This window comes from Sphingobium sp. B2 (genome assembly GCF_007693735.1).
Lineage (GTDB): Bacteria > Pseudomonadota > Alphaproteobacteria > Sphingomonadales > Sphingomonadaceae > Sphingobium > Sphingobium xenophagum.
Map to the genome: position 1 here is coordinate 3,094,339 of NZ_VDBZ01000001.1, position 25,776 is coordinate 3,120,114.

The 25,776-nt window shown below is 57.7% G+C and carries 16 protein-coding genes and 2 pseudogenes; 11 read left to right on the forward strand and 7 right to left on the reverse strand.

What is annotated here, in order from left to right:
* Positions 1 to 27 precede the first annotated feature (27 nt).
* Positions 28 to 453: pseudogene (locus FE851_RS15110) on the forward strand (transposase); the annotation flags it as partial.
* Between the two features lie 21 nt (positions 454 to 474).
* On the opposite strand, the gene FE851_RS15115 reads toward FE851_RS15110, so the two are convergent.
* On the reverse strand, positions 475 to 1,014 hold the full coding sequence (locus tag FE851_RS15115; protein ID WP_145203676.1) for a hypothetical protein: 540 nt from the start codon (positions 1,012 to 1,014) through the stop codon (positions 475 to 477).
* Between FE851_RS15115 and FE851_RS15120 the strand changes: the two genes are divergently transcribed.
* The 7 genes from FE851_RS15120 (at position 1,014) to FE851_RS15150 (ending at position 14,824) form a co-directional block, all read left to right on the forward strand.
* The gene (locus FE851_RS15120; protein WP_145203679.1) at positions 1,014 to 3,068 is read left to right on the forward strand and encodes an exo-alpha-sialidase; all 2,055 of its coding nucleotides are present in this window, start codon (positions 1,014 to 1,016) and stop codon (positions 3,066 to 3,068) included. The genes FE851_RS15115 and FE851_RS15120 overlap by 1 nt on opposite strands.
* A 180-nt stretch (positions 3,069 to 3,248) precedes the next feature.
* The gene (locus FE851_RS15125; RefSeq protein WP_222422948.1) at positions 3,249 to 6,680 is read left to right on the forward strand and encodes a TonB-dependent receptor; all 3,432 of its coding nucleotides are present in this window, start codon (positions 3,249 to 3,251) and stop codon (positions 6,678 to 6,680) included.
* 180 nt (positions 6,681 to 6,860) lie between these two features.
* Complete coding sequence (locus FE851_RS15130) at positions 6,861 to 8,363, forward strand: tryptophan halogenase family protein (RefSeq protein ID WP_222422949.1); 1,503 nt, start codon at positions 6,861 to 6,863, stop codon at positions 8,361 to 8,363.
* Positions 8,364 to 8,451: 88 nt separating this feature from the next.
* Entirely contained in the window at positions 8,452 to 9,066 is a 615-nt protein-coding gene (locus FE851_RS15135; protein ID WP_145203681.1) for a hypothetical protein, read from the forward strand.
* A 68-nt stretch (positions 9,067 to 9,134) separates the two neighbouring features.
* Positions 9,135 to 11,765: a glycoside hydrolase family 2 protein gene (locus tag FE851_RS15140; protein WP_261370952.1), complete on the forward strand. Its 2,631-nt coding sequence runs from the start codon at positions 9,135 to 9,137 to the stop codon at positions 11,763 to 11,765.
* 167 nt (positions 11,766 to 11,932) lie between these two features.
* On the forward strand, positions 11,933 to 13,405 hold the full coding sequence (locus FE851_RS15145; protein WP_145204488.1) for a GH39 family glycosyl hydrolase: 1,473 nt from the start codon (positions 11,933 to 11,935) through the stop codon (positions 13,403 to 13,405).
* Positions 13,406 to 13,750: 345 nt separating this feature from the next.
* Positions 13,751 to 14,824, forward strand: coding sequence for an IS5 family transposase (locus FE851_RS15150; RefSeq protein WP_107125142.1), 1,074 nt, complete (start codon positions 13,751 to 13,753; stop codon positions 14,822 to 14,824).
* A gap of 138 nt (positions 14,825 to 14,962) precedes the next feature.
* On the opposite strand, the gene FE851_RS15155 is transcribed toward FE851_RS15150, so the two are convergent.
* Both FE851_RS15155 and FE851_RS15160 read right to left on the reverse strand, forming a co-directional pair.
* Positions 14,963 to 16,657 carry a glycoside hydrolase family 43 protein gene (locus FE851_RS15155; protein WP_145203684.1) on the reverse strand — a complete coding sequence of 565 codons (1,695 nt, stop codon included), beginning with the start codon at positions 16,655 to 16,657 and terminating at the stop codon, positions 14,963 to 14,965.
* A gap of 225 nt (positions 16,658 to 16,882) precedes the next feature.
* Complete coding sequence (locus FE851_RS15160) at positions 16,883 to 17,671, reverse strand: polysaccharide deacetylase family protein (RefSeq protein ID WP_145203687.1); 789 nt, start codon at positions 17,669 to 17,671, stop codon at positions 16,883 to 16,885.
* Between the two features lie 286 nt (positions 17,672 to 17,957).
* On the opposite strand from FE851_RS15160, the pseudogene istA (FE851_RS15165) reads away from it, so the two are divergent.
* The 3 genes and pseudogenes from istA (FE851_RS15165) (at position 17,958) to FE851_RS15175 (ending at position 21,922) form a co-directional block, all read left to right on the forward strand.
* Positions 17,958 to 19,465 (forward strand): annotated as a pseudogene (gene istA, locus FE851_RS15165) (IS21 family transposase).
* Complete coding sequence (gene istB / locus FE851_RS15170; RefSeq protein ID WP_006955904.1) at positions 19,455 to 20,234, forward strand: IS21-like element ISRsp3 family helper ATPase IstB; 780 nt, start codon at positions 19,455 to 19,457, stop codon at positions 20,232 to 20,234. Before istA (FE851_RS15165) ends, istB (FE851_RS15170) begins: the two are co-directional and overlap by 11 nt.
* A 773-nt stretch (positions 20,235 to 21,007) precedes the next feature.
* Positions 21,008 to 21,922 carry a HEPN domain-containing protein gene (locus FE851_RS15175; protein ID WP_145203690.1) on the forward strand — a complete coding sequence of 305 codons (915 nt, stop codon included), beginning with the start codon at positions 21,008 to 21,010 and terminating at the stop codon, positions 21,920 to 21,922.
* A gap of 308 nt (positions 21,923 to 22,230) precedes the next feature.
* Here FE851_RS15175 and FE851_RS15180 read toward each other — a convergent pair whose 3' ends face one another.
* The 4 genes from FE851_RS15180 to istA (FE851_RS15195) all read right to left on the reverse strand — a co-directional run bounded on the left by FE851_RS15180 (position 22,231) and on the right by istA (FE851_RS15195) (position 25,667).
* Positions 22,231 to 22,653, reverse strand: coding sequence for a hypothetical protein (locus FE851_RS15180; RefSeq protein ID WP_222422950.1), 423 nt, complete (start codon positions 22,651 to 22,653; stop codon positions 22,231 to 22,233).
* Between the two features lie 86 nt (positions 22,654 to 22,739).
* On the reverse strand, positions 22,740 to 23,351 hold the full coding sequence (locus FE851_RS15185) for a plasmid pRiA4b ORF-3 family protein (protein WP_145202334.1): 612 nt from the start codon (positions 23,349 to 23,351) through the stop codon (positions 22,740 to 22,742).
* A gap of 74 nt (positions 23,352 to 23,425) precedes the next feature.
* Positions 23,426 to 24,208 (reverse strand): IS21-like element helper ATPase IstB, encoded by a 783-nt coding sequence (gene istB / locus FE851_RS15190; protein ID WP_145202331.1) that lies wholly within the window; start codon positions 24,206 to 24,208, stop codon positions 23,426 to 23,428.
* Positions 24,192 to 25,667 carry an IS21 family transposase gene (gene istA / locus FE851_RS15195; RefSeq protein WP_145202328.1) on the reverse strand — a complete coding sequence of 492 codons (1,476 nt, stop codon included), beginning with the start codon at positions 25,665 to 25,667 and terminating at the stop codon, positions 24,192 to 24,194. Before istA (FE851_RS15195) ends, istB (FE851_RS15190) begins: the two co-directional genes overlap by 17 nt.
* Positions 25,668 to 25,776 lie beyond the last annotated feature (109 nt).

The window sequence follows — 25,776 nt, forward strand, 5'->3', positions numbered from 1 at the left end:
CGTCATTTCAAGAAAGCTACACCCGCCATGGACGATCCTACGCTGCCGCTACGTGGTCTGTCACCTGTTTCGGGCAAGCGGTTGGACGTCAGATTTGACGGCGGTCGGCTATCGTCAGACGGCGGGATTTTGCTGTTGCGCGAGGTGGAGCAGCGCGTTGGCGTTGCGGATCGCATGGCGGCCTGCATCAAAGATCCCCGCGCGCCGGATCTGATCACCCACAGCCTTACCGACATTATCCGCTTCCGGCTGATGATGATTGCGGCGGGTTACGAGGATGGCAATGACGCCTCCAGTCTGCGCGTCGACCCGATGTTCAAGCTGGCCCTTGATCTGGCACCTTCGGATCGCGCGCTATGTTCGCAGCCGACGATCTCGCGACTGGAGAACCTGCCTGATACGCGTGCGTTGCTGGGCCTGTCTCTTATACACATCTCCTGGGCGTCGCGCCGACCTCGACATTGCGCCGCCATGTCACCGCTGTCTCTTATACACATCTAGATGTGTATAAGAGACAGGCGCCTGCACCTCATCAAGATCGCTGCCCGTGTCGTCGAAATGAAGCCCTTGATCCGCGTCCAATGGCCCCTGTCTCTTATACACATCTAGATGTGTATAAGAGACAGGCGCCTGCACCTCATCAAGATCGCTGCCCGTGTCGTCGAAATGAAGCCCTTGATCCGCGTCCAATGGCCCCTGTCTCTTATACACATCTAGATGTGTATAAGAGACAGGCGCCTGCACCTCATCAAGATCGCTGCCCGTGTCGTCGAAATGAAGCCCTTGATCCGCGTCCAATGGCCCCTGTCTCTTATACACATCTAGATGTGTATAAGAGACAGGCGCCTGCACCTCATCAAGATCGCTGCCCGTGTCGTCGAAATGAAGCCCTTGATCCGCGTCCAATGGCCCCTGTCTCTTATACACATCTAGATGTGTATAAGAGACAGGCGCCTGCACCTCATCAAGATCGCTGCCCGTGTCGTCGAAATGAAGCCCTTGATCCGCGTCCAATGGCCCCTGTCTCTTATACACATCTAGATGTGTATAAGAGACAGGAATTATACGGGCTAAACCAATGGTCGCGCAAGGGCGCAATCCTGCGTTCGAATGATCGCGGCAAAACGTGGCAGGTCGCCGAACTGCCGATTCATGTGGGCGGCAATGCAGACGGACGCGGCAGTGGTGAACGCCTGGTCGTCGATCCGCGCAATCCCGACACCCTCTATTATGGTTCAAACGAAGACGGGTTGTGGAAAAGCGTCGACGGCGGGCGGAGCTTCGCCCGTACGGGCGCCGGCTTGCGCTCGTTCAGCCTGGTCGCGGCCGACCCGGTTGACGCCGCGTCGCTGTGGGCCGGGACCGCCGATGGCCAGGGTGGCCTCATGCCTGTCTCTTATACACATCTAGATGTGTATAAGAGACAGAGCTTCGCCCGTACGGGTGCCGGCTTGCGCTCGTTCAGCCTGGTCGCGGCCGACCCGGTTGACGCCTCGTCGCTGTGGGCCGGGACCGCCGATGGCCAGGGTGGCCTCATGCTGAGCCAGGATGGGGGGCAATCGTTCAAGCCTGTGGCGGGGCCGCCGGCGATGGTGCCGCAACGACTGGCCTTTGCGCCCGATGGATCATTGTACGTCGCCTTTTCCACGGGCGATGGCAAAGGAACGATCAACCCCAATAATGCCCAAAAGGGTGCGGTATGGAAACGCGATGCCAAGAGCGGCGAGTGGCGCGATGTGACGCCCAAGGGGCCGGGTTCCAACGCATCCGGCGGATTTTCCGGCATCGACGTTGCCCGCGACGGAACTGTCGCTGTTTCGACCCTGGGGCGCTGGTTTCCAAGTGACGACATCTACGTGTCTCGTGACGGCGGTGAAAGCTGGACCGGCATGCAGGGAAAGGCGCGACACCGGCCCGACGACTATCCCTGGCTGGTCAATTACCTCAATGGCGAGGATAAAATGGGCCATTGGATTTCAGACCTGAAATTCAACCCCTTCAATCCCGACGAGATGGTGTACGGCACGGGTTACGGCGTCTGGATGAGCCGCAACTTTGCATCGGCAAAGGGGGACCAGAAGGTCGATTTCGACTTCGCGGTCAACAATCTTGAAGAAACCGCGACATTGCAGCTGGTTGCGCCGACCCGCGGTGCGCGGGTGATGGCCGCGATGGGCGACATCGCTGGCGGGGCGTGGGATGACCTGACGCAAACACCATCGAAGCGCCTGTTCACTCCGAACAGGGAGAATGTTTTCAGCGTCGATTATGCAGGATTGAAGCCCGATATGGTTGTGCGGACGACCGCCAACTCGCCGAATAACGGTTTTCATTCGCGCGACGGTGGCGTGACGTGGGAATCCTTTGCATCGACTCCCTACCGGAAACCCGCGCAGGGGGAAGGTTGGCGCAACCCCGGCAGCATCGCGATTTCCGCAGGTGGAACCGCGCTGGTCTGGGCACCGGAAAAGGACGGCGCCTATTATTCGGGTGATGGCGGGAAAAGCTGGCAGCGTTCCGCTGGATGGCCGGTGGACAAGGAACAATCGCTCAAACCCGTTGCCGACAAAACATATGATCGCATTTTCTATGTATTTGACCGGTCGACCTCGCGCATCCTCGCGAGCGGCGACGGCGGCGCGCAATTCAACGTCCTTGTCGAAGGGTTCCCCAAGCTTGAGCCCTGGCAGCAGGCGAAGCTTGCCGTAGTACCGGGCCGCGTCCGCGACCTGTGGCTGGCAACGTCGATCGGCCTGTTCCATTCGCCAGACAGCAAGTCGAAAATGGCCCAGATCCGCAATGTAGATGAACCCTGGGCAATTTCATTCGGCGCGCCAATGGTCAAGGGCAATTACCCTGCCATTTATCTGTGGGGCAAGGTTAAGGGCGCCGAGGGATTGTGGCGGTCGGACGATACGGGCGCAAACTGGGTCCGCATCAATGACGACGCGCACCGTTATGGCGAATTGAGGGCGATTGCAGGTGACATGGTCGAACCGGGGACGGTCTATCTCGCGCCGCATGGCCGCGGCGTGATTGTGGGGCGACCGGCGGGGCAGGGAAACTGATCCGTCGCCATGTCGACGCCGCGCGACTCGCGCGGGTGACAGGCAGTCAGATTGAAGGCTGGCGGGCGAAATTCAGCGACTTGCGCGTAGAAATCGACATTTTCTGGAACAATTTGGAAATGTTTTGGTACCGCTATCAGATTCTATCTTGACTAGTCAGACAAATAGCAGGATCAGAGAATGGTTCAGCGTAAAAACGGGACAATAAAGATCACACTCTGGGAGGGGCAGGCGGCGATGTTTGCGAAGAAATTTTCGGTTGGTGTCAGCAGCGTAGCGCTCGCGATATGCGGAGCCGGGCTCGTGTTGCCCGCTTATGCGCAAGATGCTGGTGCGACCAAGGCATCCGACGCCGGGGCGACCGATGAATCGATCATCGTCACGGCGCGCCGGCAAGCATTGAAAGACGCAATCAGCATCAAGAGGGACTCCAACACGATCGTTGATTCCGTCGTTGCCGACGACGCGGGCCAACTGCCCGACAATTCGGTCACCGAAGTTCTTCAGCGCGTGTCGGGTGTCTCGATCTCTCGCTTCGCGGGGGCAAACGGCGGTAATACCGCATTCCAGATCGAGGGGTCGGGAATTACCGTGCGCGGCCTGCCCTTCAATTCGAGCATGCTTAACGGACGGCAGGTGTTCAGCGCCAACGGTGCAAGCTCCATCAGTTGGAACGAGGTCACGCCCGAGTTGATGGCGGGGGTTGACGTTTACAAGGCGGCACGCGCCGATCTGATCGAAGGTGGCGCATCCTTGATCAATCTTCGCACGCATGTGCCGTTCGATTTCAAGGACACCCAGTTCAACCTCACCTTGGGCGGCAGCTACGGTACTCAGGTGAAAAAGAACTCGCCCCGCATTTCCGCAATGTATTCCAAGCGTTTCGATACCGGGATTGGCGAAATTGGCGTGCTGTGGGATTTGGCATTCAGCCGTCTGTATCAGCAGAGCAGCAATCTCCAGGTAGGCGCCATGTTTGGCGAATATGCGCCGACTTCCGTGCGTGAGGATGGTCTGGCCTTTATTCCTGGTTCGTTTAACTGGAACTACAACCGGAGCAAGCGCGACCGTTACGGTGCCTACCAGGCCATTCAGTGGAAGCCGTCTTCCAACCTTACGCTGACCAACACGGTATTCTTCTCGCAATATATCGACGATAGTTATGGGATCAGCGGTTCCTTGGGCAAAAGACCATCCGCGACGATTGCGGTTATGCCGGTGCCTGGCAGCCCGGTCGAATATGATGCCAATGGTGCCTTCAGGAAGGGAACGCTCGCCGCGCTATCTACTGGCAAGGCAAAGCTGTTCGACAACACGACGTTCGGTAGCTGGCTGCCCGCCCATTATCAGATAGATTGCGGCGCTACCTATGGCACTCCCGCATCGTCGGTCCTGTGGGACTGGACGGCTAATGCAGGTATCGATCCGTCGAATCCTACCGAAGGATGGGATGGGAGGATTCTGGCCCAGTGCACCCCCCCCAACACATCACTGCAGCCCAGCGGCAGGACGTCGACATCGCATACCAAGAATTCCACACTGGATATTTCGGAAAGTTTCGTCTGGACCCCTGCTGACCGGCTGGCGGTGCGTGGCGGCGTGCAATATGTCCGTTCCACCTCGATTGGGAAGAGCATGTCTGTCGGCATTTCCCAGGACAGCCCCTTGGTTGGTTCGATGGATGTTGACCTGACGGGATCGCTGCCAGCCGTATCCGGTTTGTCCACTGACGGTTTGCTCGATCCGAGCACGGCATATCTCAGCAGTATGTCTTATCGTGAACCCCATAATAAAGGAACGATGCTGGCGGGCAATCTCGACCTTGAATACAGGGTCAGCGATGGTGGATTTCTGCGCAAGATCGGGGTTGGTGTTCGTGCCTCCAGGCGCAACGAAAACGACAACTTCATAGGGACATATTATGCACCCCTCAGTCAGCCGTGGTTGAGGAAACCGCTGGGGCCGGAATGGGCTGAGGCGGGGCCGGGTAACATTCAATTTCTCAACAACCCAAATGTCTCACCGTCGGACTATAATATTTCACGATTCCCGAACTACTTCGGCGGCAGAGGGGCCGTTCCGGCACAGCTATTGGTTCCCAGCAAGTCGCTCATGCAGAGTTACGATTGGTACTATTTACTCCAGAAGTATAATGGCCAGTTGCCTGAGACGGACGCTAACGGCAATGTAACAGAAGACACGCCAGAGAATTATTGGACAAAATATATCGATCAAGGTCTTAATAAGACCAATACCCGCGTCAAAAATATGGCTGCCTATGTCCAGGCCAGTTTCGCGCATGATCGTATCGGAATTATTCCGCGATTCTCGGGCAATATCGGCGTTCGTATATTCCGTGATTCAATACGAGCGAGTGGTCTTCTGCACACACCGCTAACAGCTAATCTTGCTTTGACCGAAGAAGACAGTACAGCATATTTTAACGCATCAAAAGGTATTCAGGGTGCGACGACATTCCCGACGCTCTATAAGCTAACCGAAGCTTATAGCATGCAGACACGCAGCTATGATTACACCCGCGTTCTGCCTTCGTTCAATATTAAGTTTGACGTGACTGACAAATTCATTGTTCGCGGTGCGGCGTCGCTGGCGTCTGCTCCGCCGAATCTCAATGACATTCGTGCGGGCGGCTCGATCACTGCCCGCTCACTCGAGAATCCCTTGAATTCGCAAGCGCCCAACATTCTCACGGGTGTTGTAGTCAACAGCGGTGGTGCAACGCTGAAGCCGACCATGATCACGAGCCAGGATCTGGTGTTCGAATACTATCCGTCATCATCCAGCCTCATCTATCTCGATGTGTTCGCCAAGCAGATCAAGGACCACCCGCAGTTCTATTCGTTCATTGCCAACAATCTTCCCATTCCGGCGACGGCAATAGAAGGTGGCCCAAGCGGGGTGGAAACGGATACGACTTTGGACGTTCCGTGGGTCTATCTGCAAAACAGAACCGCGACGGAAAAAGCCTATATCAAGGGTTTTGAGATTGGCGGACGGACATTCTTCGACAAGCTGCCAGGATTGCTTAGCGGGTTTGGCATTGAGGCAAACCTGACTTACATTGACAGCAAGAACCCGGCCCAACAGGCTAACAATATGTTGAGCCCTGCCACGCCCAACGGCGGTCTCAATCCGGACGGCACGGTGCCGCAGACCTATCCCAACCTGCCTTATGCCGGATTGTCGAAATGGGCTTACAACATCCAGTTGTTGTACAGCCGTAACAAACTCAATGTCCGTCTGGCGTATAACTGGCGTGACAAGGCATTGCTGTCGACTAATGTTAATCCGTTGTCTTATGCGACGAGCGGCAACAACCCCTACACGCTCAATACAAGCCCGACCAACTTCGATGCCGATCATTCGTGGCCTGTGTACAACATGGTTCCAGCGTGGACTGCGGCGGCCGGTTATCTGGATCTGGGCGTGGATTACAAGGTGAGTGACAAGGTGTCGTTGTCGTTCCGCGCGAACAACATTCTTAACACGATTTCGAGAACATATCAGGAGCCTGTACCGGGCGTTCTCGTACCGTACGACTATAATGTTAGCGATCAGCGATATGATCTCACCATAAGAGTGAGGTTCTAACGGCTTGAAGAGGAGGAGGGCGCTTCTTGATAGGGCGCCCTCCTCAGTTTCGTATATTGGTTTGTTTAGGTATATCGACTCGTAAGCATAGCCGCATGGCATGTACATTGACCGATATTTCGAATGCCGCATACCCTTGATACCTGTTCGATAAAGGCACTGAGATATTCATGGTAAGGCATGTTTATGAATAGTGGTCATCTTCGGGATATTGTCATTCTGGGTGGTGGTGCGGCGGGGTGGATAGCGGCCGCGTTGCTGGCCAAGAAAATTGATTGCGAACAAACGCGCATCACTCTGGTCGAATCGGAGCAGATCGGTACTATCGGCGTTGGCGAAGCAACGGTCCCTATCCTGGCGCAGTACAACGCCATGGTCGGCATTGATGAATTCGATTTTGTTCGCAGCACCCAGGGAACCTTCAAGCTGGGCATTGAATTTTGCGACTGGGGTACTGCCGGAAACCGCCATTTCCACGCATTCAGCGATTTTGGTCACCCTGTCGAAGGAATTTCGACCCACCACTATTGGCTGAGATTGCGCCAATCAGGTGAAGATTATCCGATCGAGGATTATTCATTTGCCTATGCCGTCGGGAAAAACAACAATTTCGCCCCGCACAACGAACGCTATCACTACGCCTATCATTTTGATGCCGGACTATATGCCCGTTATCTGCGTGACGTCGCGACCGAACTGGGTGTGCAGCGTATCGAAGGCAAGATGACGCATTTCGACCTGGACCCCGAATCCGGCAACATCTCCGCTATCCATCTTGCCGATGGCCAAACGATTCCCGGCGACTTCTTTCTGGACTGCACCGGATTTGCGTCCGAATTGCTGGGAAAAGCATTGGACACGCCTTTTGTTGACTGGTCGCACTGGTTGCTATGCAACAGCGCCATTGCTGTGCCGTCAACCCGCATTGACACCCCCATGCCGTTTACCCGGTCTACCGCGCACGCCGGCGGGTGGCGCTGGACCATCCCGCTGCAGCATCGCAACGGCAATGGCATGGTCTATAGTTCGGATTACTGGAGCGACGACGCGGCGCGGGATGACTTGCTGGGTAGCATCTGCGGCGAACCGCTTGCCGAGCCGCGGCTGTTCCGCTTTACCTCCGGGCATCGCAAGCAGTTCTGGAACCGCAATTGTGTGGGGATCGGCTTTGCCTCCAGTTTTCTTGAGCCTTTGGAGTCCACGGGAATACAATTGATCGTTATGGGTGTTTTGAAGTTGCTCAGATACTTCCCCCAACGGGTCATCGACCCCGTTTTGCGCAACGAATATAACCGACTCTCTACCATTGAGATCGAACGGATACGCGATTTTATCATTGCTCATTATTACCTTTCGCGCCGTCCCGAGCCGTTATGGGCCGCGTGCCGCAATATCGAAATTCCCGACAGTCTTCGGCACAAGATCGAAATCTGGAAAGCAAGCGGGCAAATTCCGTTGGGAGATTTGGAATCTTACATGGAGCCGAGTTGGGTCGCCATCTTGTTGGGCAACAACCTCGTGCCATCTCGCTACTCCGTATCGGCCGACAAGCACCCGCTCGACCAGATCCGTAACGGTATGAAACTGCGTCGTGAGGAGATTGTGCGTTCGGCGCGAGCGGTCACGTCGCATCGGGATTTCATTGATGGCCACTGCAAGGCGGCTCAATTGGAGTTTGATTGATATGACCTTGTGGCGATTACCCTGCCTGCAGCACCGTTCCGCGACCTCCTTGTCGCAGCGGAGTTTCACTGATCTTAATGGAGATATTGTGAACCATCGTCTCAGAAATCGCGCCGGGTCTCTAAACTTGAGACTTCTGGCATGCGTCACTGTGCTTGCCGTGCCGGTCACCGGTGTTAGCGCCAAGGTATCAGCTCCAAGCACCATATGGGCCAAAGCCGGTGTCGGTCGTGAACAGTTCAGCGCCGATGCGTTGGAATGCGGCATGCAGGGTCTGGCGGTGAACATCGATAATACGGAGGAAGTCAAAACACTGGCGCGGGCGTCGGAGCAACTGGAGGCAATCGACGCTTCCGCAATGGCCGCATTGACCGATGGCTCCAGTCAGTTTGGCCGACCTGATTTGGACAGTGTACGAGTTCAGAACGGGCTGGATGTTGCTGCACGCAAGGCTGCCGACCAGCAGACTGTTATTGCGACTGCCCAGCCGGAGCAGCAATATGCGCGAAACAAGGAAATGATGTTTACGGTCGTGCGCAAATGCATGCTTAAGTTGGGTTACAACAAAATCGTCCTGACCGCGGATCAGCGCAACGAATATAGCAGTATGAAGGGCGGCGCCGATGCGCGTCGGAACTATATCCACCAATTGGCCAGCGATCCCCAGGTGCTCGAAACCCAGCGAGAAACGCCTGCGCCGTAAAGCGGTCTACACTCTGGTTGGCTGCGCCCGATTCTTCAGGCGTTCTGCTATCCGCGGCGGAGAGGCCGATGAATCGATTAAGGAAATGGTTGACGCCGCCAGCAGCGGCGCTTCTTGGCATGGCTACGGTCATGTCGGTGCAGGCCGCCAGTCGCCCCGGTGAAGAAAGACCGGCGTCGATCACGCGCCAGCGCAGCAATTTCAACGCCGACTGGCGCTTCCAAATTGGCGATGCGCCCGGTGCCAAGGAGGCGGGATATGACGATCGAGCGTGGCAGCCTATCGGCCTGCCGCACAGCTTTGGCATCCCATATTTCCAGGCGTCTCAGTTCTACACCGGCTATGGTTGGTATCGGAAACGTCTGACCGTGCCCGCCGCATGGCGCGGCCGACGGATCGCCCTGGAGTTTGAGGGTGCCTTTCAGGACGCTGAAATCTTCGTCAACGGCACCCCTGTCGGGCGTCATCGCGGCGGTTATACAGGCTTTTCCGTCGACATAACATCGGCCGTGAGGACCGGCGAGAATAGCATCGCGGTGCGCGTCAACAATCTATGGGATCCGACCCTCGCCCCACGAGCGGGCGAGCATGTGTTTCAGGGTGGCATTTATCGCGACGTCTGGCTGGTGACGACCGATCCGGTGCACGTCGCCTGGTATGGAACCAGAGTGACGACGCCTGCACTGTCTGAACGAAGCGGCAGCGTTGCGATCGATACCGAAGTGCGCAATGATAGCGGCAAGGCCGTGACCGTATCGCTGCGCACCGATATTCACGATCAGACGGGCAAGATCGTTGCAACGATGAACGATCGCAGACGGCGGCTTGAAGCCGGTGCGCTCGCCACGTTGAGCCAGTCGTCCGGGCCGATCATGGCTCCAGCACTTTGGAGCCCGGAAACACCCATCCTCTACAAGGCGGTGACCACGGTGCTGGCCAATGGCCGGTCGGTGGATCGATACGAAACGCCATTCGGGTTCCGCTGGTTTGAATGGACCGCCGATCGCGGTTTTTTCCTGAACGGGAAACACCGCTATTTGAAGGGCGCCAATGTGCATCAGGACCAGGCTGGTTGGGGCGATGCCGTGTCCAACCGCGCCATGGAACGCGACGTGCAAATGATGAAGGATGCCGGTTTCGATTTCATCCGCGGTTCGCACTATCCCCACGATCCACATTTCGCCGAGGCAACCGACCAGATCGGCATGTTGTTCTGGTCCGAAGCGTCGTTCTGGGGGATTGGCGGTTTCGGGCCTGACGGAAGCTGGATGTCCAGCGCCTACCCGGTCGATCCCAGATACAAGGCGGGTTTTGAAGAGAGCGTCAAGCAGCAGTTGAGGGAGATGATCCGCATATCCCGCAATCATCCGTCGGTCATCGCCTGGAGCGTGAGTAACGAGCCATTCTTCTCGGCGGGCGAGGTCATGCCGGAGGTGCGGCATTTCCTGAAAGATCTGGTCGCATTGAGCCATAAGCTCGATCCGGCAAGGCCCGCCGCAATCGGTGGCGCGCAGCGCGGTGAGATCGACAAGCTGGGCGATGTGGCCGGTTATAATGGCGACGGGGCTGCGCTTTTCCCCAATCCGGGCATTCCCAACATGGTGTCGGAATATGGCTCCACCATGCTGGATAGGCCCGGCGAATTCGATCCAGGCTGGGGCGATTTGCCCAGAACGCCCGGCGCGGCGGAGGGGGAAGGGGATTACCCCTGGCGCCTAGGGTGGCGGTCGGGTGAAGCTGTCTGGGCCGGGTTTGATCACGGCTCCATCGTGGGACGCAAATTCGGATCCATGGGGGTGGTCGACTATGCCCGCCTGCCCAAACGCAGCTATTATTGGTACCGTCAGGCCTATCGCGGCGTCGCGCCGCCCCAATGGCCTGTACAAGGTGAGCCAGCGGCGCTGCGCCTGACGTCTAACAGCGCAGTAATCGAACGGGCCGATGGGACCGATGACGTGCATGTGGTGGTCACCGTGCTCGACGCGCAGGGCCGCGCGCTGAGCAACAGCCCGCCTGTAACGCTGTCGATCGAATCGGGGCCGGGCGAATTGCCCACCGGCCGGACGATCCGCTTTGCGCCTGACAGCGACATTCCCATCCGCGATGGGCAAGCGGCCATCACGATGCGGAGCTGGCAATCCGGGAAGAGTATTTTGCGCGCCCGTTCGCCCGGCCTCAAGGACGCAATACTGACGATCGAAACGATCGGCGGACCGGCATTCGTCCCCGGAGTAACGCCGATTGCGCCCGATCGACCTTATACCGAAGCCAAGCGAACCGACGCTGAATTCATGTTCGCACCCGATGCCAGTTTTGGGAAGGATAACCCGACAGGCGCGAGTTCCAGTGAACAGGGGCATTCATCCCGACTGGTCAATGACGGCGATCCGGGAACGTCGTGGATGGCGGCGAAGGGCGATGATGCGCCATGGGTTTCGGTCAGTCCGGAAAAGATTCTGCAGTTCCGAAAGCTGGAAATCACTTTCCCACAGCCCGGCAATTATCGCTTCGTTGCTGAGGTGGAAGATCAGAATGGACAGTGGGTCGTCGTGGCCGATCAATCGGCAACCACTGAGACCGCGCAGAAGCGGATCATCGATGTGAAACGGGTCGTCGGATCGCGCCTGCGGATGAAAATCATGGCGCCGGCTGGCGCTGCTGCGGGTGTTGCCGACATCCGCATCATCGGCGCGATGTAGGCTTGGCAACATGGAAGAGAGATTTTCTCTTTCAGTTCAGAATGAATGAAAGGCACTTTCCAATGAAATCTCTCGCCGGGAAAATAACGATCGTGACGATGGCGGCAATAGTCTCGCTAACGTCCGCGCAGGCGTCGGCACAGGGCACGCGCATAATTTCTGCCAACATGAAGTCGATTTCCGGGCCTATGAGCACGGTCTGGCGGGATTGCGTGGGGTCCGGTCATGCAGGGCTGTTGCTGCGCAAGGAAAATCAGGACCAGATGCGCCTGGTGCATGACGAGACTGGTTTCGAATATATCCGCTTCCACGGCATTTTTACCGAATATACGGATGCTTATCGCGAGATTGACGGACGGCCCTATTATAATTTCGATCGGGTCAACCAGGTGTACCGCGAGGTGCTGAAGGCCGGTTTCAAGCCGATGATCGAAGTAAGCTTCATGCCCAAGGATCTGGCGTCGCAGGACCGCACCATCTTCTACTGGCGGGGCAATGTGTCGCCGCCCAAGGACTGGAAGAAATGGTCCGACTTCATCACGGCCTTCGTCCAGAATCTGGAGGCCAATTTCGGCAGGAAAGAGGTCGAAAGCTGGCGCTTCGAAATGTGGAACGAGCCTAATCTCGACGGGTTCTGGGTCAATGCCGACCAGCAGGCCTATTTCCGTCTCTACGGGGAAACGGTGAAGGCCATAAGGGGCGTAAACCCCGCGCTGAAAGTTGGCGGTCCGGCTACCGCAGGCGTTGCATGGATTCCCGAATTCATCGCCTATGCCGAAGCGAACAGGCTCCCCGTCGATTTCATCGCCACCCATACCTATGGTGTCGCGGGGGGCTTCCTCGACGAAAAGGGCCAGGGCGACAACAAGCTGGTGCCAGATCGAAATGCCGTGATCGGCGATATACGCAGGGCGCGCAGCCAGATTGATGCGTCATCCAAGCCGGGTCTGCCGCTCTACATTACGGAATGGAGCACCAGCTATAATCCGCGTGACCCCATTCACGATGCTTATCTGAGCGCCCCCTTCATCCTCAACAAGCTGAAAGGGACGGAAAAGGACGCCCAGTCGATGAGCTACTGGGTCTATTCCGACTTGTTCGAGGAAGCCGGTCCGCCGCCGACGCCATTCCATGGTGGCTTTGGCCTCGTCAACCGGGAAGGCATCCGCAAATCTGCCTTCTTCGCCTATAAATATCTGCATGCGCTGGGTTCGCAGGAGTTGCGGAACAGCGACCAGGAATCCTGGCTGACGCGCGATGGAGACAATTTCGCCGGGGTGATCTGGAATTATACGATCCCCGACCAGAAAGAGAGCAACCGCCCCTATTTCACCAAGGTCCATCCAGCGACGAATCTGGCGCCGGTTGACCTGAAACTCTCTTCGCTCAAGCCGGGCAGCTACAGGTTGCGGGTCTATCGCACTGGTTACAAGGCCAATGACCCCTATACGCAATATATGGAATGGGGCCGCCCTGACAAATTGACGTCGGACCAGATCAGCACTTTGCAGGGTCTGACCAGTGACGCGCCGGAGATTGACCAGACTGTCAAGGTGGGCGCAGATGGCGGCATGCGCCGCAGCATTCCGCTCCGAAGCAATGATGTATTGCTGGTGAAACTTGAGAGAGCCGGGAGCTGACCATCGCGGCTTTGATCCGGCACCCGTATTAGGACGTCCCCGACAAGGGCGCATGGGCTATCGGCCTCGATCAGACGTTTTCGGGTGACAGCGCAGATTTGCGCGGCCGTCATGAGGCTCGGACAGGTTTGGACTGCGAAAGTTCAAAACCTGTCCGCATCAGGATGGGTCTATGTCGCCGGCCGAGACGACGACCCCGCGCATATTCTGCGTGAAATGGCCAACAGGCGACGGATGGACAGAGAGTGACGGCCGCGAGCGATATAGCTGGACACCCGCAAAAACTCTGGCGGATTTGGTGCATTGATGATTCATTGAGCGGGTAGCCATTGGAGGCGATCTGTGATGGATCCGAAGTCCCTTTTCAGTCTGAACGACCACCTTGAGATGCTGAGCCGTCACGGTGATCCGCTTGAGATGCTGGAACGGACGGTAGATTTTGAGTATTTTCGGGACTGGCTGGTCGAGGGGCTGGGTTATGGCGATGGGGGCAAGGGTGGCCGTCCGCCGTTTGATCCTGTCGCCATGTTCAAGATCCTGATTTTGCAGGCCCAGCACAATCTGTCGGATGCGCGGATGGAGTATATGATCCGCGACCGGCTGAGTTGGATGCGGTTTCTGGGTTTTGCACTCGGCGATCGCACCCCCGACGAAAGCACCATCCGACATTTTCGCAACCGGATGACGGAAACCGGAACGCTCAAACGGGTGATGAAGGCCTTCGACTGGCAACTGCACAAGAAGGGCTACATCCCCATGTCCGGCCAGATCATTGATGCCAGCCTGGTGCCCGCGCCCAAGCAGCGCAATACCGATGATGAGCGGCAGGCCATCAAGGATGGCAAATCGGCACAGGATATCTGGCCCGACGACCCGGCCAAGGCGGCACAGAAGGACACAGATGCGCGCTGGACACTCAAGATCGGCGGGAAGGTCCGCTACAAGGATGGTAAGCCGCTACCGATGATCGCCTTGCCGGTATTCGGCTATAAAAGCCATATCAGCATAGATCGCCGCTATGGGTTCATTCGTGCCGGTGAGGTCACTTCGGCGGCCCATGCCGATGGGCGCATGTTGCGCCATGTGATCGCGGAAAATAGCAGCAGCGAGGTCTGGGCCGACACAGCATACCGCTCCAAGGCCAACGAAACATGGCTGGCTGATCGCATGCTGACCAGTCGCATCCACCGTCGCAAGCCAAAGGGAAAGCCGATGCCCAAGGCCACCGCTCGCGCCAATGCGGCAAAGTCTGCGATCCGGGCCAGGGTCGAGCATGTGTTTGCGCATCAGAAAAACCGGTTCGGGCTGTTCATCCGTACCATCGGCATCAAGCGCGCTGAGGCGAAACTCACTTTGGCCAATCTCGCCTACAACTTCGACCGCCTGATCTTCCACGAACGACGTGCCGTCACAGCATGAGTCTGCCCTGAAACCCGTAGACGCCCGTAAAATGGCCCATCCGATGACCAAAAGGGCCAAGTAAAGCACGCTGCACCTTGGTCATTGCGCCATCAGCGCAACCTTCCCTTCATTTAGCCGGTTTTTGCGGGTGTCCAGCTAAGGTGCGGCGGGGGCAGGGTGGTTCGACCGATTGGTTTCGTTCGCCAATCCGATCATCGTGCCAACAAAGCCTCCCGCCTTTTTCGTGCTGAGGAACGTTGCGTCCCCACCTGTCTGCAAAGGCCTCCATCCCGACCTGCCCCAGGCATAGGATGCGCTGAGCGCTCCACCGTCGATTGTCAGCTTGAGCCGGACTGTCCGTGCCCCGCGTGGCAGGGCCACCAACGAAACGGCCTTCCCGGCCTGCGGATCGCCCGCCGTTTCGCGGCGCATGACGGCAATCTGCCGCTTGCCCTGACTTTTGATCACGCCGAGAAAGAGATAGGCATTATCGCTTTGCAGCGCGACGAGGCCTGCACGGTCGCCTTCATGGTCAGGCTCATAGTCCAGCGCAGTCGATACTTCTGCCGTCGCGTGTGCCTGTTTGCGCGCAATGAAGGCTGGCGCTGCGGAAAGATCGCCGAAGCGATGACCCGGCGCCAGGATCAGGCGGCCTTCACTAAGGTCGTAAAAGGACTTGGCCGGTACGCGAATGCCCATCCAGCCCAGACCCAGACGCTTTTCGTCGAAATTGTCGACAAAGGAGAAATCGCCATTCTGCGGTGCGCCGGGTTCAGTCACGCCCGCCGATGCTGGCTTGTCCAGAGCGAAAGGGATCGCTGTCCCATGTTGCAATATGGTGGGCCATCCGTCGGCCGACCAGCTGACGGGCAACAGATAGGTTTCCCGCCCGATATTATAGAAGGTTGGCGCGTAGGCGCGGGCTGCCAGAAAGACTGCCCACCAGTCACCTGACGGCGTGGTAACGAACTTTGCATGACCGGCAGCTTCGACCGGGTAGGGCCGCGTCGCCGGCAGATCGGCCTGCGTCAGGATCGGATTGCCCTCGAAGGCCTCATAAGGCCCGCCGATCATGCGACTGCGGAAAACGATTTGGGAATGTTTCTCGTCCGGGCCTGTGCCGCCCTCGGCAGCAATCAGATAATACCATCCATCTTTCTTGAAAATGTGCGGCCCCTCTGGCCAGAACAGATGCGGCGGATTTTCCCCGCCCCCTACCAGGGGGATGCGCGGCCCGACCGTCGTTTTGGCAACCGGGTCGAATGCCTGGAGCCATAGAACCCGGTGTCCGGGAAATTTTGCAGGGCCGTCGGGCGGGCCATTGTTTACGATGTAGGCCGTTCCGTCCTCATCCCAGAATAATGACGGGTCGATCCCGTCAAAATCCAGCCACACCGGATCCGACCAGGGCCCTTGGGGAGACTTTGCCGTGATCACGAAATTGCGGATATTTGTCGAGACGATGTAGAAGGTGCCGTTATGATAGGAGATGTCAGGCGCCATGATGCCGCCCGAAACCCATTGATTTGAAAAATCGAACTGGCCGAAACGGCTTATGGCGTTACCAATCTGGCGCCACGTCACCAGATCGCGAGAGTGATAGATCGGTAGGCCGGGAAAGTTGGTGAAGCTGGAATTGACCAGATAATAGTCCTGCCCCACGCGGACGATGCTTGGATCCGGTGCATAGCCTGACAAGATCGGGTTGCGATATTGCCTTGGCCCCAGAGTAATTCTTTCCTGACTGCGACCGGCATAACTGAAATAGTCAAAGCGTGCGTTCCCGGCGGCGGCGCTCTGAGGCAGAACGGTGGTGAATGCGATGGTCGCAAGGGCGGTGAGCCTGATCATCGGCATCTCCGTTTCATTTGGTGTGTCCAGGCAGGTCGATGGACGGCACAGTCCAGCGTACCACGCTGCCATATGTCATTGCGTCGCACAGTCGGGAGGGGGGCGGAGTTTGAACCGTTCCGGCCAATCACATGCCTTCCCGTGATAACGGCTGCTATGGTAGCCTCTTGCGCACCCAATTATGTTGCCTCCGTCCCCCGCGAGCCGTTGATGGGGCGCTCTATTTCAGGGGTTTGGATGCGCCTTGGCCCAGTCCAGTGCGCCCTGCAGGGTGGTCACCCAGACATCGCTGCGATGGGCGGCGAGCCAGTCGATCAGTTCGCGGTGTGCCGCTTTGGAAACCTGAAGATAATCGCCGCCGACACCATGGAACAGATAGACGGCCATGCCGCCACCGGCTTCCGCCTCTTTGGCGAACTCGATCAGCTTTGCGCCCGTGACGCCCTCTTCGAACCCGCGCGAGGGCATGCGCATCGGGTCCATCTTTGCGACGTCGGCGCGCAAATTCTCAGGCGAAGTGTAGACGCCGCGCACATATGTCACCAGCTTTGCGTCCCGCAACGCCTCCAGATAATTCACGCCGCCTGCCAGGGTTTGACCGCATGGCGACGCGAACCCATGGGTCGACTTGCCATCCAGCGAGGTCAGAAACACATTCTGTTCCTCAATCTCCTTCAGCATCTGCTCGGTTGTATAGACGTTGGATGTGTGGCTGAGATCGGTGGCGTTGCTGGAAGCTGGGCAGGCATGATATTTGGTGTGGTTACCAAGTTCGTGCCCCTCGTTCGCCACATCCCGCCAACGCGACAGCGCGGAGGGTTTTACGCTGGCGAGGAAGAAGGTGGCCTTGAACCCGGCCTCGTCCAGTACCGGCACGGCGTTGTCGAGTTGGGAATCCAGCGCATCGTCATATGTCAGCACGATGGCCGCCTTGGCCCCATTGGGCCATTCATTTGCCGACGCCGCAGACACGCCGCACACCAGACTCAGCGCGAACGCCAAAAATCTTTTCATTATCATCCCCTCGATCAAGCAGCTTATTGATTCTGATAGCGGTACCATAAACTGTCTGCCGGCAATACATCAATATGCTTTGGTATGGGCGATGAGGATCGAAGCGCTTTGGATATTGAGCCACGCCGGGCGAGGATAAAACTGTCGGCGTGTCTTCAGCCTTAGGACGCACTGACTGTTGATTTGCACTGAGAAGTGACCCGGGAGGGTTATAAGTTTTCACTGAGATTTGACCCATGTTTTCCTCGCCCCTGGCTGACAGTCAGGAGGCATCGGAGTGATCGACATGGACTTACTCAGTGTGATCCGCCGCTGGCATTTTCGGCAAGGCATTCCCATTCGCGAGATCAGGCGACGGACTGGATTATCGCGCAACACGATCCGCAAATATCTGCGCGATGACGCGGTGGAGCCGACGTTCAAGGTTCCCAAACGACCGAGCAAGCTTGATCAGTTTGCCGAAAAATTGACGACGTGGCTGCGGATGGAATCGGGCAAGTCGCGCAAGCAAAAGCGAACAGCCAAGCAGCTACATGCAGATCTGGTTAAACTGGGCTACGAGGGATCCTACGGCCGTGTTGCCGCCTTTGCTCGAGCGTGGAAGGCCGAACGCCAATATGAAAAGCAAACCAGTGGGCGCGGCACATTCGTACCGCTGATCTTCCAGCCCGGTGAGGCCTTTCAGTTCGATTGGAGTGAAGATTACGCCCTTCTCAATGGCCGGCCCGTCAAGCTGCAGGTAGCCCATACCAAGCTTTCCCACAGTCGGGCGTTCATCACGCGAGCCTACCTGTTGCAAACCCACGAGATGTTGTTCGACGCGCTGACACAGGCCTTCCGGGTGCTGGGCGGCGTGCCTCAGCGTGGAATATTCGACAATATGAAGACGGCTGTAGACCGGATCGGCCAAGGTAAAGTCCGACAGGTCAATGCGCGGTTCGCTGCCATGGCCAGCCACTACCTGTTCGAGACGGATTTTTGCAATCCGGCCTCAGGCTGGGAGAAAGGCCAGATCGAGAAAAACGTTCAGGATGCGCGTCGACGGTTATGGCAGCCAATGCCCAACTTCCCGGATCTTGACGCCCTCAATGCCTAGTTGGAAGAGCGGTGCATCGCACAATGGGGAGAAATCCAGCATGGCGTCCTGCCCGGCACAGTTGCCGATGTGCACGCTGCTGAGATCATCAGCCTGATGCCGATGGGAAGAGGCTTCGATGGCTTTGTCGCTGTCTCTTATACACATCTAGATGTGTATAAGAGACAGGCTATAGCGTGCCTGCCTCCTTTGCGAACCGGCCAGTGAGCCTGCGGGTCTATCCTGATCGCTTGGTCATCGCGGCCGAGGGGCAGATCTTGTGCGAGTACAACCGGATTATCGACCGCTCTCACCAGAAGCCGGGGCAGACGATCTATGACTGGCGGCACTATCTGGCAGTTGTTCAGCGCAAGCCTGGCGCTTTGCGCAATGGGGCGCCATTTCTCGAAATGCCCGAAGCCTTCCGGCAATTGCAGGGGCATCTGCTCAAGCGGCTTGGTGGTGACAGGGAGATGGTCGAAATCCTCGCCCTTGTTCTACATCATAACGAACAGGCTGTGCTCAGCGCCGTCGAACTGGCCCTTGAAGCTGGGGTGCCGACCAAAACCCACGTCCTCAATGTTCTGCACCGCCTGATCGATGGCAAGGCTCCACCGGCATCCCCAATCGATGCCCCGCAGGCCCTGCGCCTCACCCAGGAGCCTGTGGCCGATGTCGAACGCTACGACACGCTGAGGACGTTACGCCATGCGTCATGATCCCGCCAGCGCCGCAGTGGTTGTCATGCTCCGCGGTCTCAAAATGTATGGCATGGCGCAAGCCGCCGGCGATCTGATCGAGCAGGGCGCACCAGCCTTTGACGCCGCCGTTCCGATCCTCTCCCAGCTTCTCAAGGCGGAGATGTCCGAGCGGGAGGTCAGGTCCATTGCTTATCAGATCAAGGCAGCCCGGTTCCCGGCCTACAAGGATCTGGCAGGCTTCGACTTTGCCGTCAGTGAGGTCAACGAGGCGCTCGTGCGTCAACTTCACCGTGGTGACTTTATGGATAGCGCCGACAACGTCGTACTGATCGGCGGACCAGGCACCGGCAAAAGCCACATCGCGACGGCTTTGGGCGTCCAGGCGGTTGAGCATCACCGCAAAAAGATCCGCTTCTTCTCCACCGTCGATCTGGTCAATGCGTTGGAGCAGGAAAAGGCCGCAAACAGGGCAGGCCAGTTGGCCGAGCGTCTGTTGCGCCTCGACCTCGTCATCCTTGATGAGCTGGGATATCTACCCTTCAGCCCTTCAGGCGGGGCCATGCTGTTCCATCTGCTCAGCAAACTCTATGAGCGGACCAGCGTCGTTATCACCACCAACCTGAGCTTCAGCGAGTGGTCCAGTATCTTTGGCGATGCCAAAATGACCACTGCCCTGTTGGATCGCCTCACGCATCATTGCCACATCCTTGAAACAGGCAATGACAGCTTCCGCTTCAGGGCCAGTTCCGCCGCCCCAAAATCCAGAAAGGACAAATCACCCGCTTGACCCTGCTCGTCGCAGGTAGCACATCATCCACGCCCACCCGGGTCACTTCTCAATGAAAATCCCGGGTCACTTCTCAGTGCAAATCAACAGGATGTAGGTCAGCATGGTCGTTTTCCCAGCAAAGCCGGGTCGATCCGAGAGCCCCAAAAAGAGCAACATTTGTTGCTGCTGCTGGTGCTCTTAGCCGGATTTCGCCGGACGGTGTCTGCGATTTTCGGTCTAGAAATGCTGTGAAACCAGCCGCTTACTGGACTTATCTGGACGTATCCAGAGCCAGTATTGGTGCCAGAAGAGGACTCGAATTGAGAATTTACTCAATTGTTTTAACATCTTAGTCGTCGAAAATGATTTGTGTGGATACCCTCAATTGTACCCGCAAGCAAAAAAGCAGCGCGGTGCGATGCCCATTTTCGCCGATCTAACAATTTTTTTCTATCTATCTGCGTCTACCATAATCCACGGCAATCTGCACATGACGAACGTGAATTTGCATAGCACCATTGCTTCGACGCGGCCTTGGGGCAGTTCGCGACCAGAATGAGCCGTTCCGCTGTGGCGTCTGGAGCGTCGGCTCATGCCGAAACCGGTCCTTCAGAAATTGAACTTCCGCCAGTCGGCTACGCGCCCCTTGTTAGGCGTTCCTGACCTGACTGGAACTTCCCGAAACCTGCCGGTCCGGTATCTGTTGCCCGCCAGTTTCGTCCCAGGTGGAGATGGGGTGGTGAGCGGAAAGTCGCCTCCCCGTATTCCACGGGCGTGCTATAGCTCGGCCCATGACAGACGTACCGACCGAAGGACCCGCGTTCGAAGCAATGATGCGCGGGATCGATGCGAAGCTAAAGGCTGAGGGTGTGGGCATTCCGAGCCGACCAATCTCAGCCGTTGGCGAGGTCAGCATCCGCTACGGGGACATCCCGATCCCGCTCGGTGATGGGATCGTCAGGGGACCGCCAGAGCTCGAGCGCTACCGACCGCTCGCGAGAGCTATCCGCAAATGGTACGACGACACGTATGGCAACCGGATCAAGATTGACATGTCGGTGGGAAAGATCGTCCTACTGCTTGAGGGAGACCTGTACGCTCTGCGGATTCCTCAGTTCTTCGGCAGTGTAAATTTCACTGCGCAGAGAGAATGGATTCAGAAGGCACAAATCGGTCCCGGTCCCGGTCCCGCAACCACCAACGTCGTGCAGCTTGTGGACGGCATGACACCGGGGATGGCTAAAAGCCTATCCGACGAGGCGCTGCTGGCGATTTGGTCCGCGTTCGAGATCGGCCTGCCTGCCTGCTATACCCTTGTGAGCACACAGAGCGAGTTGGTGGCCATTGCGCGCAACGACGTAAAGATGGCGGTATCGAACCTGATGGAAAGACACGATCACTTCGGCGCTTCGAAATGGGCATCGCTTCAGTCAGCTGAAAAGGTTCTGAAGGCGGCGATCGCGCTGAAAGGCGCTCGCTTCAAGCCGGTGCACGACCTTGAGCAGCTATGCCATCAGCTTGCCGGACTAGGCGTCGCCTTCGACCAAGCTCAGCTCGTCGTCGACATTCAGTGCTCGCCGAAGATCCGCTACGGTGAGGAGTCCTGCACGCGCGAACAGGCACTCGCGGCGCATCAAGCTTCGCTTGTATTGGTCAACCGACTACGGAACGCTGGCGCAGGCTTCGAACTTGGTCTGGGCGGATGAAGCTTAGCGCGCATTTGCGCCACTTAACGCCGTTCGACTGCGATTTCGTTTTGCTTGGCAACAGACATTCCAAGAGGTGCTAGACTGGCTTCCAGGGAAGACGAGGTTTGGGACTAGGCAGCAGTCTGTTAACGATTTGTCGGTATGTAGGTTTTGCCAAGAGCCGACAATGTGGTTTCGCTCGCTTGGCCAGAAACAGCGAAAGGAACTAGGCCGATTGCCCACTGTCTGCCTCTACATGTTGGCTGCTAAAAAGCCGTCATTCCGCCAACGAGAAAGTGAAAGTGATCTTCGACCACAGAAGTTCATCACTTCGGCAGGAAGCCCAATTCATAGACATCCGGGCGCACTTTATTGCCGAGTGCAGCGTAAGCGGCCTTGAATGGATCGAAATCGGTTAGAGCGATATCGCCATAAGCCTCTAGTGCGCGGCGCACCTGATACCATCCGGCATCGGCGCGGTTCAGCTTGTATTCCTCGCGGATGCGGTTGGGGAACTGCGTGGCATGAAACCGCGCCCACAGCTTGCGCCCTTCATCCAGCACCGCGCGGGCTTCCGGCGAGAACGCCATGCCCGCCATATAGCGCACCATGAAATCGCTCTCGAACCGCGCCTTTGCCCCTACTTCGGCCTCGGAGAACGGGATGAAGTGATTGACCAGCGACCAGTCCCGATCATTCCAGCGCAACCCGTCTGCCCCTGCGGTGAGATTCTTGCCCGCGAACAACATCCACACAAGGCAGTCGGCCTTGAACTCGTCCGTCTGTGCAACGACAAATTCGGTAGCCGGGTGACGACAAACGAGATGGCCGGATTTCATGGTTCGAAACGAAAGCGATAGCTGCCTTTTGAATGCCTGATGGCTTTGGCGATGGCCTTATTGTTGACGTCGAGGTTGAAGCGTTCGGGGTTGAAGGTCCTTCCAGCCCATCGACGCATATCTTTATGGTCTTGGTGGCGGGTGTCGTGCCAAGCTTCGAGAAAATCGAAGTAGCCAGAGGGGCCTCCGACGTCCTCGGGCGGCGCGCGGCGCGATCCGGCGACACAGCGCGGATATTTGACGCCTGGTTCTTTTGCTTTGCGGGTGAGTTCGATGACATGCATCCAGCTGTCGCCGAAATCATATTCGTAGAAGATGATGAGCGGCGCTGGACCATAGGTTGCAAAGTCACACAGGCGGACGTCGCTTGCTTCGAAGGTGCGACGATCAGACCAGTCTCCTTCGTCGAACTCGGGAGCACCATAAGTCAGGCCGCCGATATCGAACTGATGAAGGTGGCTGTCGGTCCATTCGAACGAGGCCTGTATCACCTCATGGAGCTGAGCCAGGTTGAGGTTGCCGGGAAGCTCGAACCGGCGGCTGATGACAGGCTGGATATCGACAATATGGATATCGGCCTGGATGATGATGTCGTCGGGTGCGAACATGGCAATAGCATGACGCGATGCTGGCGCGACGACAACTGTCGACGACAATTACCCTGCGACACAGTCCGCGACACTTACGGTGTGAGCTGGGCATTTTTGGCGGCCGTCCGGCGGCGATAGCTCTCGGCGTTGAACTCGAGGATGGTGGCATGATGGACGAGGCGGTCGACGGCAGCGATCGTCATGGCGGCGTTTGGAAAAATCTGCCCCCATTCTGAGAAAGGCTGGTTGCAGGTGACGATGAGCGATCGGCGTTCATAGCGTTCGGCGATGAGCTCGAACAGGACACTGGTCTCGGCCTGATCCTTGCTGGCATAGCCAAGATCATCGAGGATCAAGCAGTCGAACCGATCGAACTTGGCGATCATGGCCGGCAGCGACAGGTCGCGCCGCGCAGCCTGGAGCTTCTGGACCATGTCGGTGGTACGAATGAACAGAACCCGGCGGCCACCCTCGACGAGCGCATGCCCGATTGCGGCTGCCGCGTGGCTCTTGCCGGTGCCCGAGGGACCAAAACACAGGATATTGGCGCCTTGGTCGAGCCAGGCGTCGCCATCGGCGAGCGCCATGACATGGGCTTTGCGAATGGTAGGGACAGCGGCAAAATCAAAGGTCGAGAAAGTCTTGCCTCGTGGCAAGCCCGCCTCTGCCAGGTGTCGGGCGATACGACGGGCATCACGATCGGCGATCTCATGTTCGCATAATGCTGCCAGATACCGGGCAGCGCCCCAGTCTTCGCGGTCTGCGCGTGCGGCAAAGCCCTGCCAGTGCTGACCAAAGCTTGGCAGCCGTAGGCTCGACAACATCACTGGAAGGCGGGCGGCGTCGATCATAATGTCATTAGAAGGCTTGGACATCGGGGGTCTCCTGATGCTGGAAGAGAGAATCATAGATGGTCAGGTCAGTCTGCTTGATGCTGACATCAGGCGATGCGCTTGGCGGTGGCGCCACAGCGGCTCGCGCGACCTCGACATCGGGCAAGTCACCTGCCGCCAGTACGGCCTCGAGATGATCGGCAAGCAGCGCTTCGCAGGCATGCGTCGCTGCCAGATGCAACAGGCCGACATAGACGCGACAGGCGCGCCGAGGCTCCAGCGTTGCATCAAGGATATCCCAGGTGCGGCGAAAGACCTCGCGCGGGAACATGCCATCGCGCAGCACCGAGCGGCGAAATGCCTGCGGCTTTTTGACGAGTGACCCAATGATGTGGCGATAATCGACCACATGGGTTGGCCCCTGCGCGTTACGCCGGCGTCGCGGCAGTGTCAGCACTTGTGTGTTGCCCAGATAGCAAACGAGCCGACCGTCATAGATATGAACCCGCAGCCGGGAGCCAATCAAGCGAGAGGGCACCGTATAGAGGACATCGCGTACAGCGATCGTCGACGTTCGCGTCACGGTCACGGTTGCCAGGCTGAAGTCTGTCGTCTTGAAGCTGGGCAGCGGCTTCATCTGCGCCAACTCGAGCGCAACCTCTCCACGACGGCGCGCATTGCGCCGAGCCACATGCTCGCTGATGAAGGCCTGATAGGCAGCGACATCGGCAAAATCACGCGATCCGCGCAAGGCCAGCCCTTCGCGCAGTGACCGCTTGAGATGGCCATGCGCGGCCTCGACCGAACCGTTCTCATGGCTGACGCCGGCATTGTTGCGGGTCGGCTCGATGCCGTAATGGTCACAAAATGCCTGGTACCCGGCTGCAGCGTCATCGTGCGGGGAAAGGTTGCGGTACGCTGCCGACAAGCGATCGGTGCGGTTGGTCGCTGGCGTGCCGCCCAACTGCCAAAGCGCCTCCTGCATCCCTTCGGTAAGCGCGGTAAAGCTCTCGCCGCCTTCGATCACCTTGACATACTGCCAGCCTGAAAAGGCCAGCCAGAAATGGAAAAGCAGATGATCAAACGGCAAGCCGTCGATAGTTACGTCGAAATCTGCCGGCTCGGTAAAATCACATAGCGACTGATAACCAGGCGGATGCTCCTGCCGGAAGATGACTTCGCGTTCAGGACCTTCGCTCGCGCGCCAGGTCGCAATCCGTCGCTGCAAGGTGCGTAGATGACGCTCATGCAGCCGACCAGGATGTTCACGATCCAGCTCCTCCATCACGCTCGTTGCACGAAGCATTGGCACCTGGCGCAGCATCGGCACGACAATCTCGTCCCACACATCCGCAAGCGGGTCTAGCCGCGTCCGTCCACGCGCTTTGCGACACTGGCTTGGTAATGATGCTGCCGCGCTGATCCGGCGCGCGCTGCGTTCACTAATCCCTGCCCGGCTCGCCGCCAGGACCTGCGTGTCACCCTGCTGTTTACGTTCCATATACCGCCTGTACTGGCGGTCCGTGATCCACTCACCTGGCATCAGCTTTGCCCCCTGCGATCGCAGGGGGCAAAGCTGACACAAATGTATCACGATCCGGCCATCTCGT

What these genes read in the sequence shown, in the direction of transcription:
- FE851_RS15145 (WP_145204488.1), top strand. Translation starts at nt 11,933, where the DNA reads ATGAAGTCGATTTCCGGGCCTATGAGCACGGTCTGGCGGGATTGCGTG.
- FE851_RS15130 (WP_222422949.1), top strand. Translation starts at nt 6,861, where the DNA reads ATGTTTATGAATAGTGGTCATCTTCGGGATATTGTCATTCTGGGTGGT.
- FE851_RS15150 (WP_107125142.1), top strand. Translation starts at nt 13,751, where the DNA reads ATGGATCCGAAGTCCCTTTTCAGTCTGAACGACCACCTTGAGATGCTG.
- istB (WP_006955904.1), top strand. Translation starts at nt 19,455, where the DNA reads ATGCGTCATGATCCCGCCAGCGCCGCAGTGGTTGTCATGCTCCGCGGT.
- FE851_RS15125 (WP_222422948.1), top strand. Translation starts at nt 3,249, where the DNA reads ATGGTTCAGCGTAAAAACGGGACAATAAAGATCACACTCTGGGAGGGG.
- FE851_RS15160 (WP_145203687.1), bottom strand. Translation starts at nt 17,671, where the DNA reads ATGAAAAGATTTTTGGCGTTCGCGCTGAGTCTGGTGTGCGGCGTGTCT.
- FE851_RS15175 (WP_145203690.1), top strand. Translation starts at nt 21,008, where the DNA reads ATGACAGACGTACCGACCGAAGGACCCGCGTTCGAAGCAATGATGCGC.
- FE851_RS15140 (WP_261370952.1), top strand. Translation starts at nt 9,135, where the DNA reads ATGAATCGATTAAGGAAATGGTTGACGCCGCCAGCAGCGGCGCTTCTT.
- FE851_RS15155 (WP_145203684.1), bottom strand. Translation starts at nt 16,657, where the DNA reads ATGATCAGGCTCACCGCCCTTGCGACCATCGCATTCACCACCGTTCTG.
- istB (WP_145202331.1), bottom strand. Translation starts at nt 24,208, where the DNA reads ATGTCCAAGCCTTCTAATGACATTATGATCGACGCCGCCCGCCTTCCA.
- FE851_RS15120 (WP_145203679.1), top strand. Translation starts at nt 1,014, where the DNA reads ATGGCCCCTGTCTCTTATACACATCTAGATGTGTATAAGAGACAGGAA.
- FE851_RS15180 (WP_222422950.1), bottom strand. Translation starts at nt 22,653, where the DNA reads ATGTTGTTCGCGGGCAAGAATCTCACCGCAGGGGCAGACGGGTTGCGC.
- FE851_RS15185 (WP_145202334.1), bottom strand. Translation starts at nt 23,351, where the DNA reads ATGTTCGCACCCGACGACATCATCATCCAGGCCGATATCCATATTGTC.
- istA (WP_145202328.1), bottom strand. Translation starts at nt 25,667, where the DNA reads ATGGAACGTAAACAGCAGGGTGACACGCAGGTCCTGGCGGCGAGCCGG.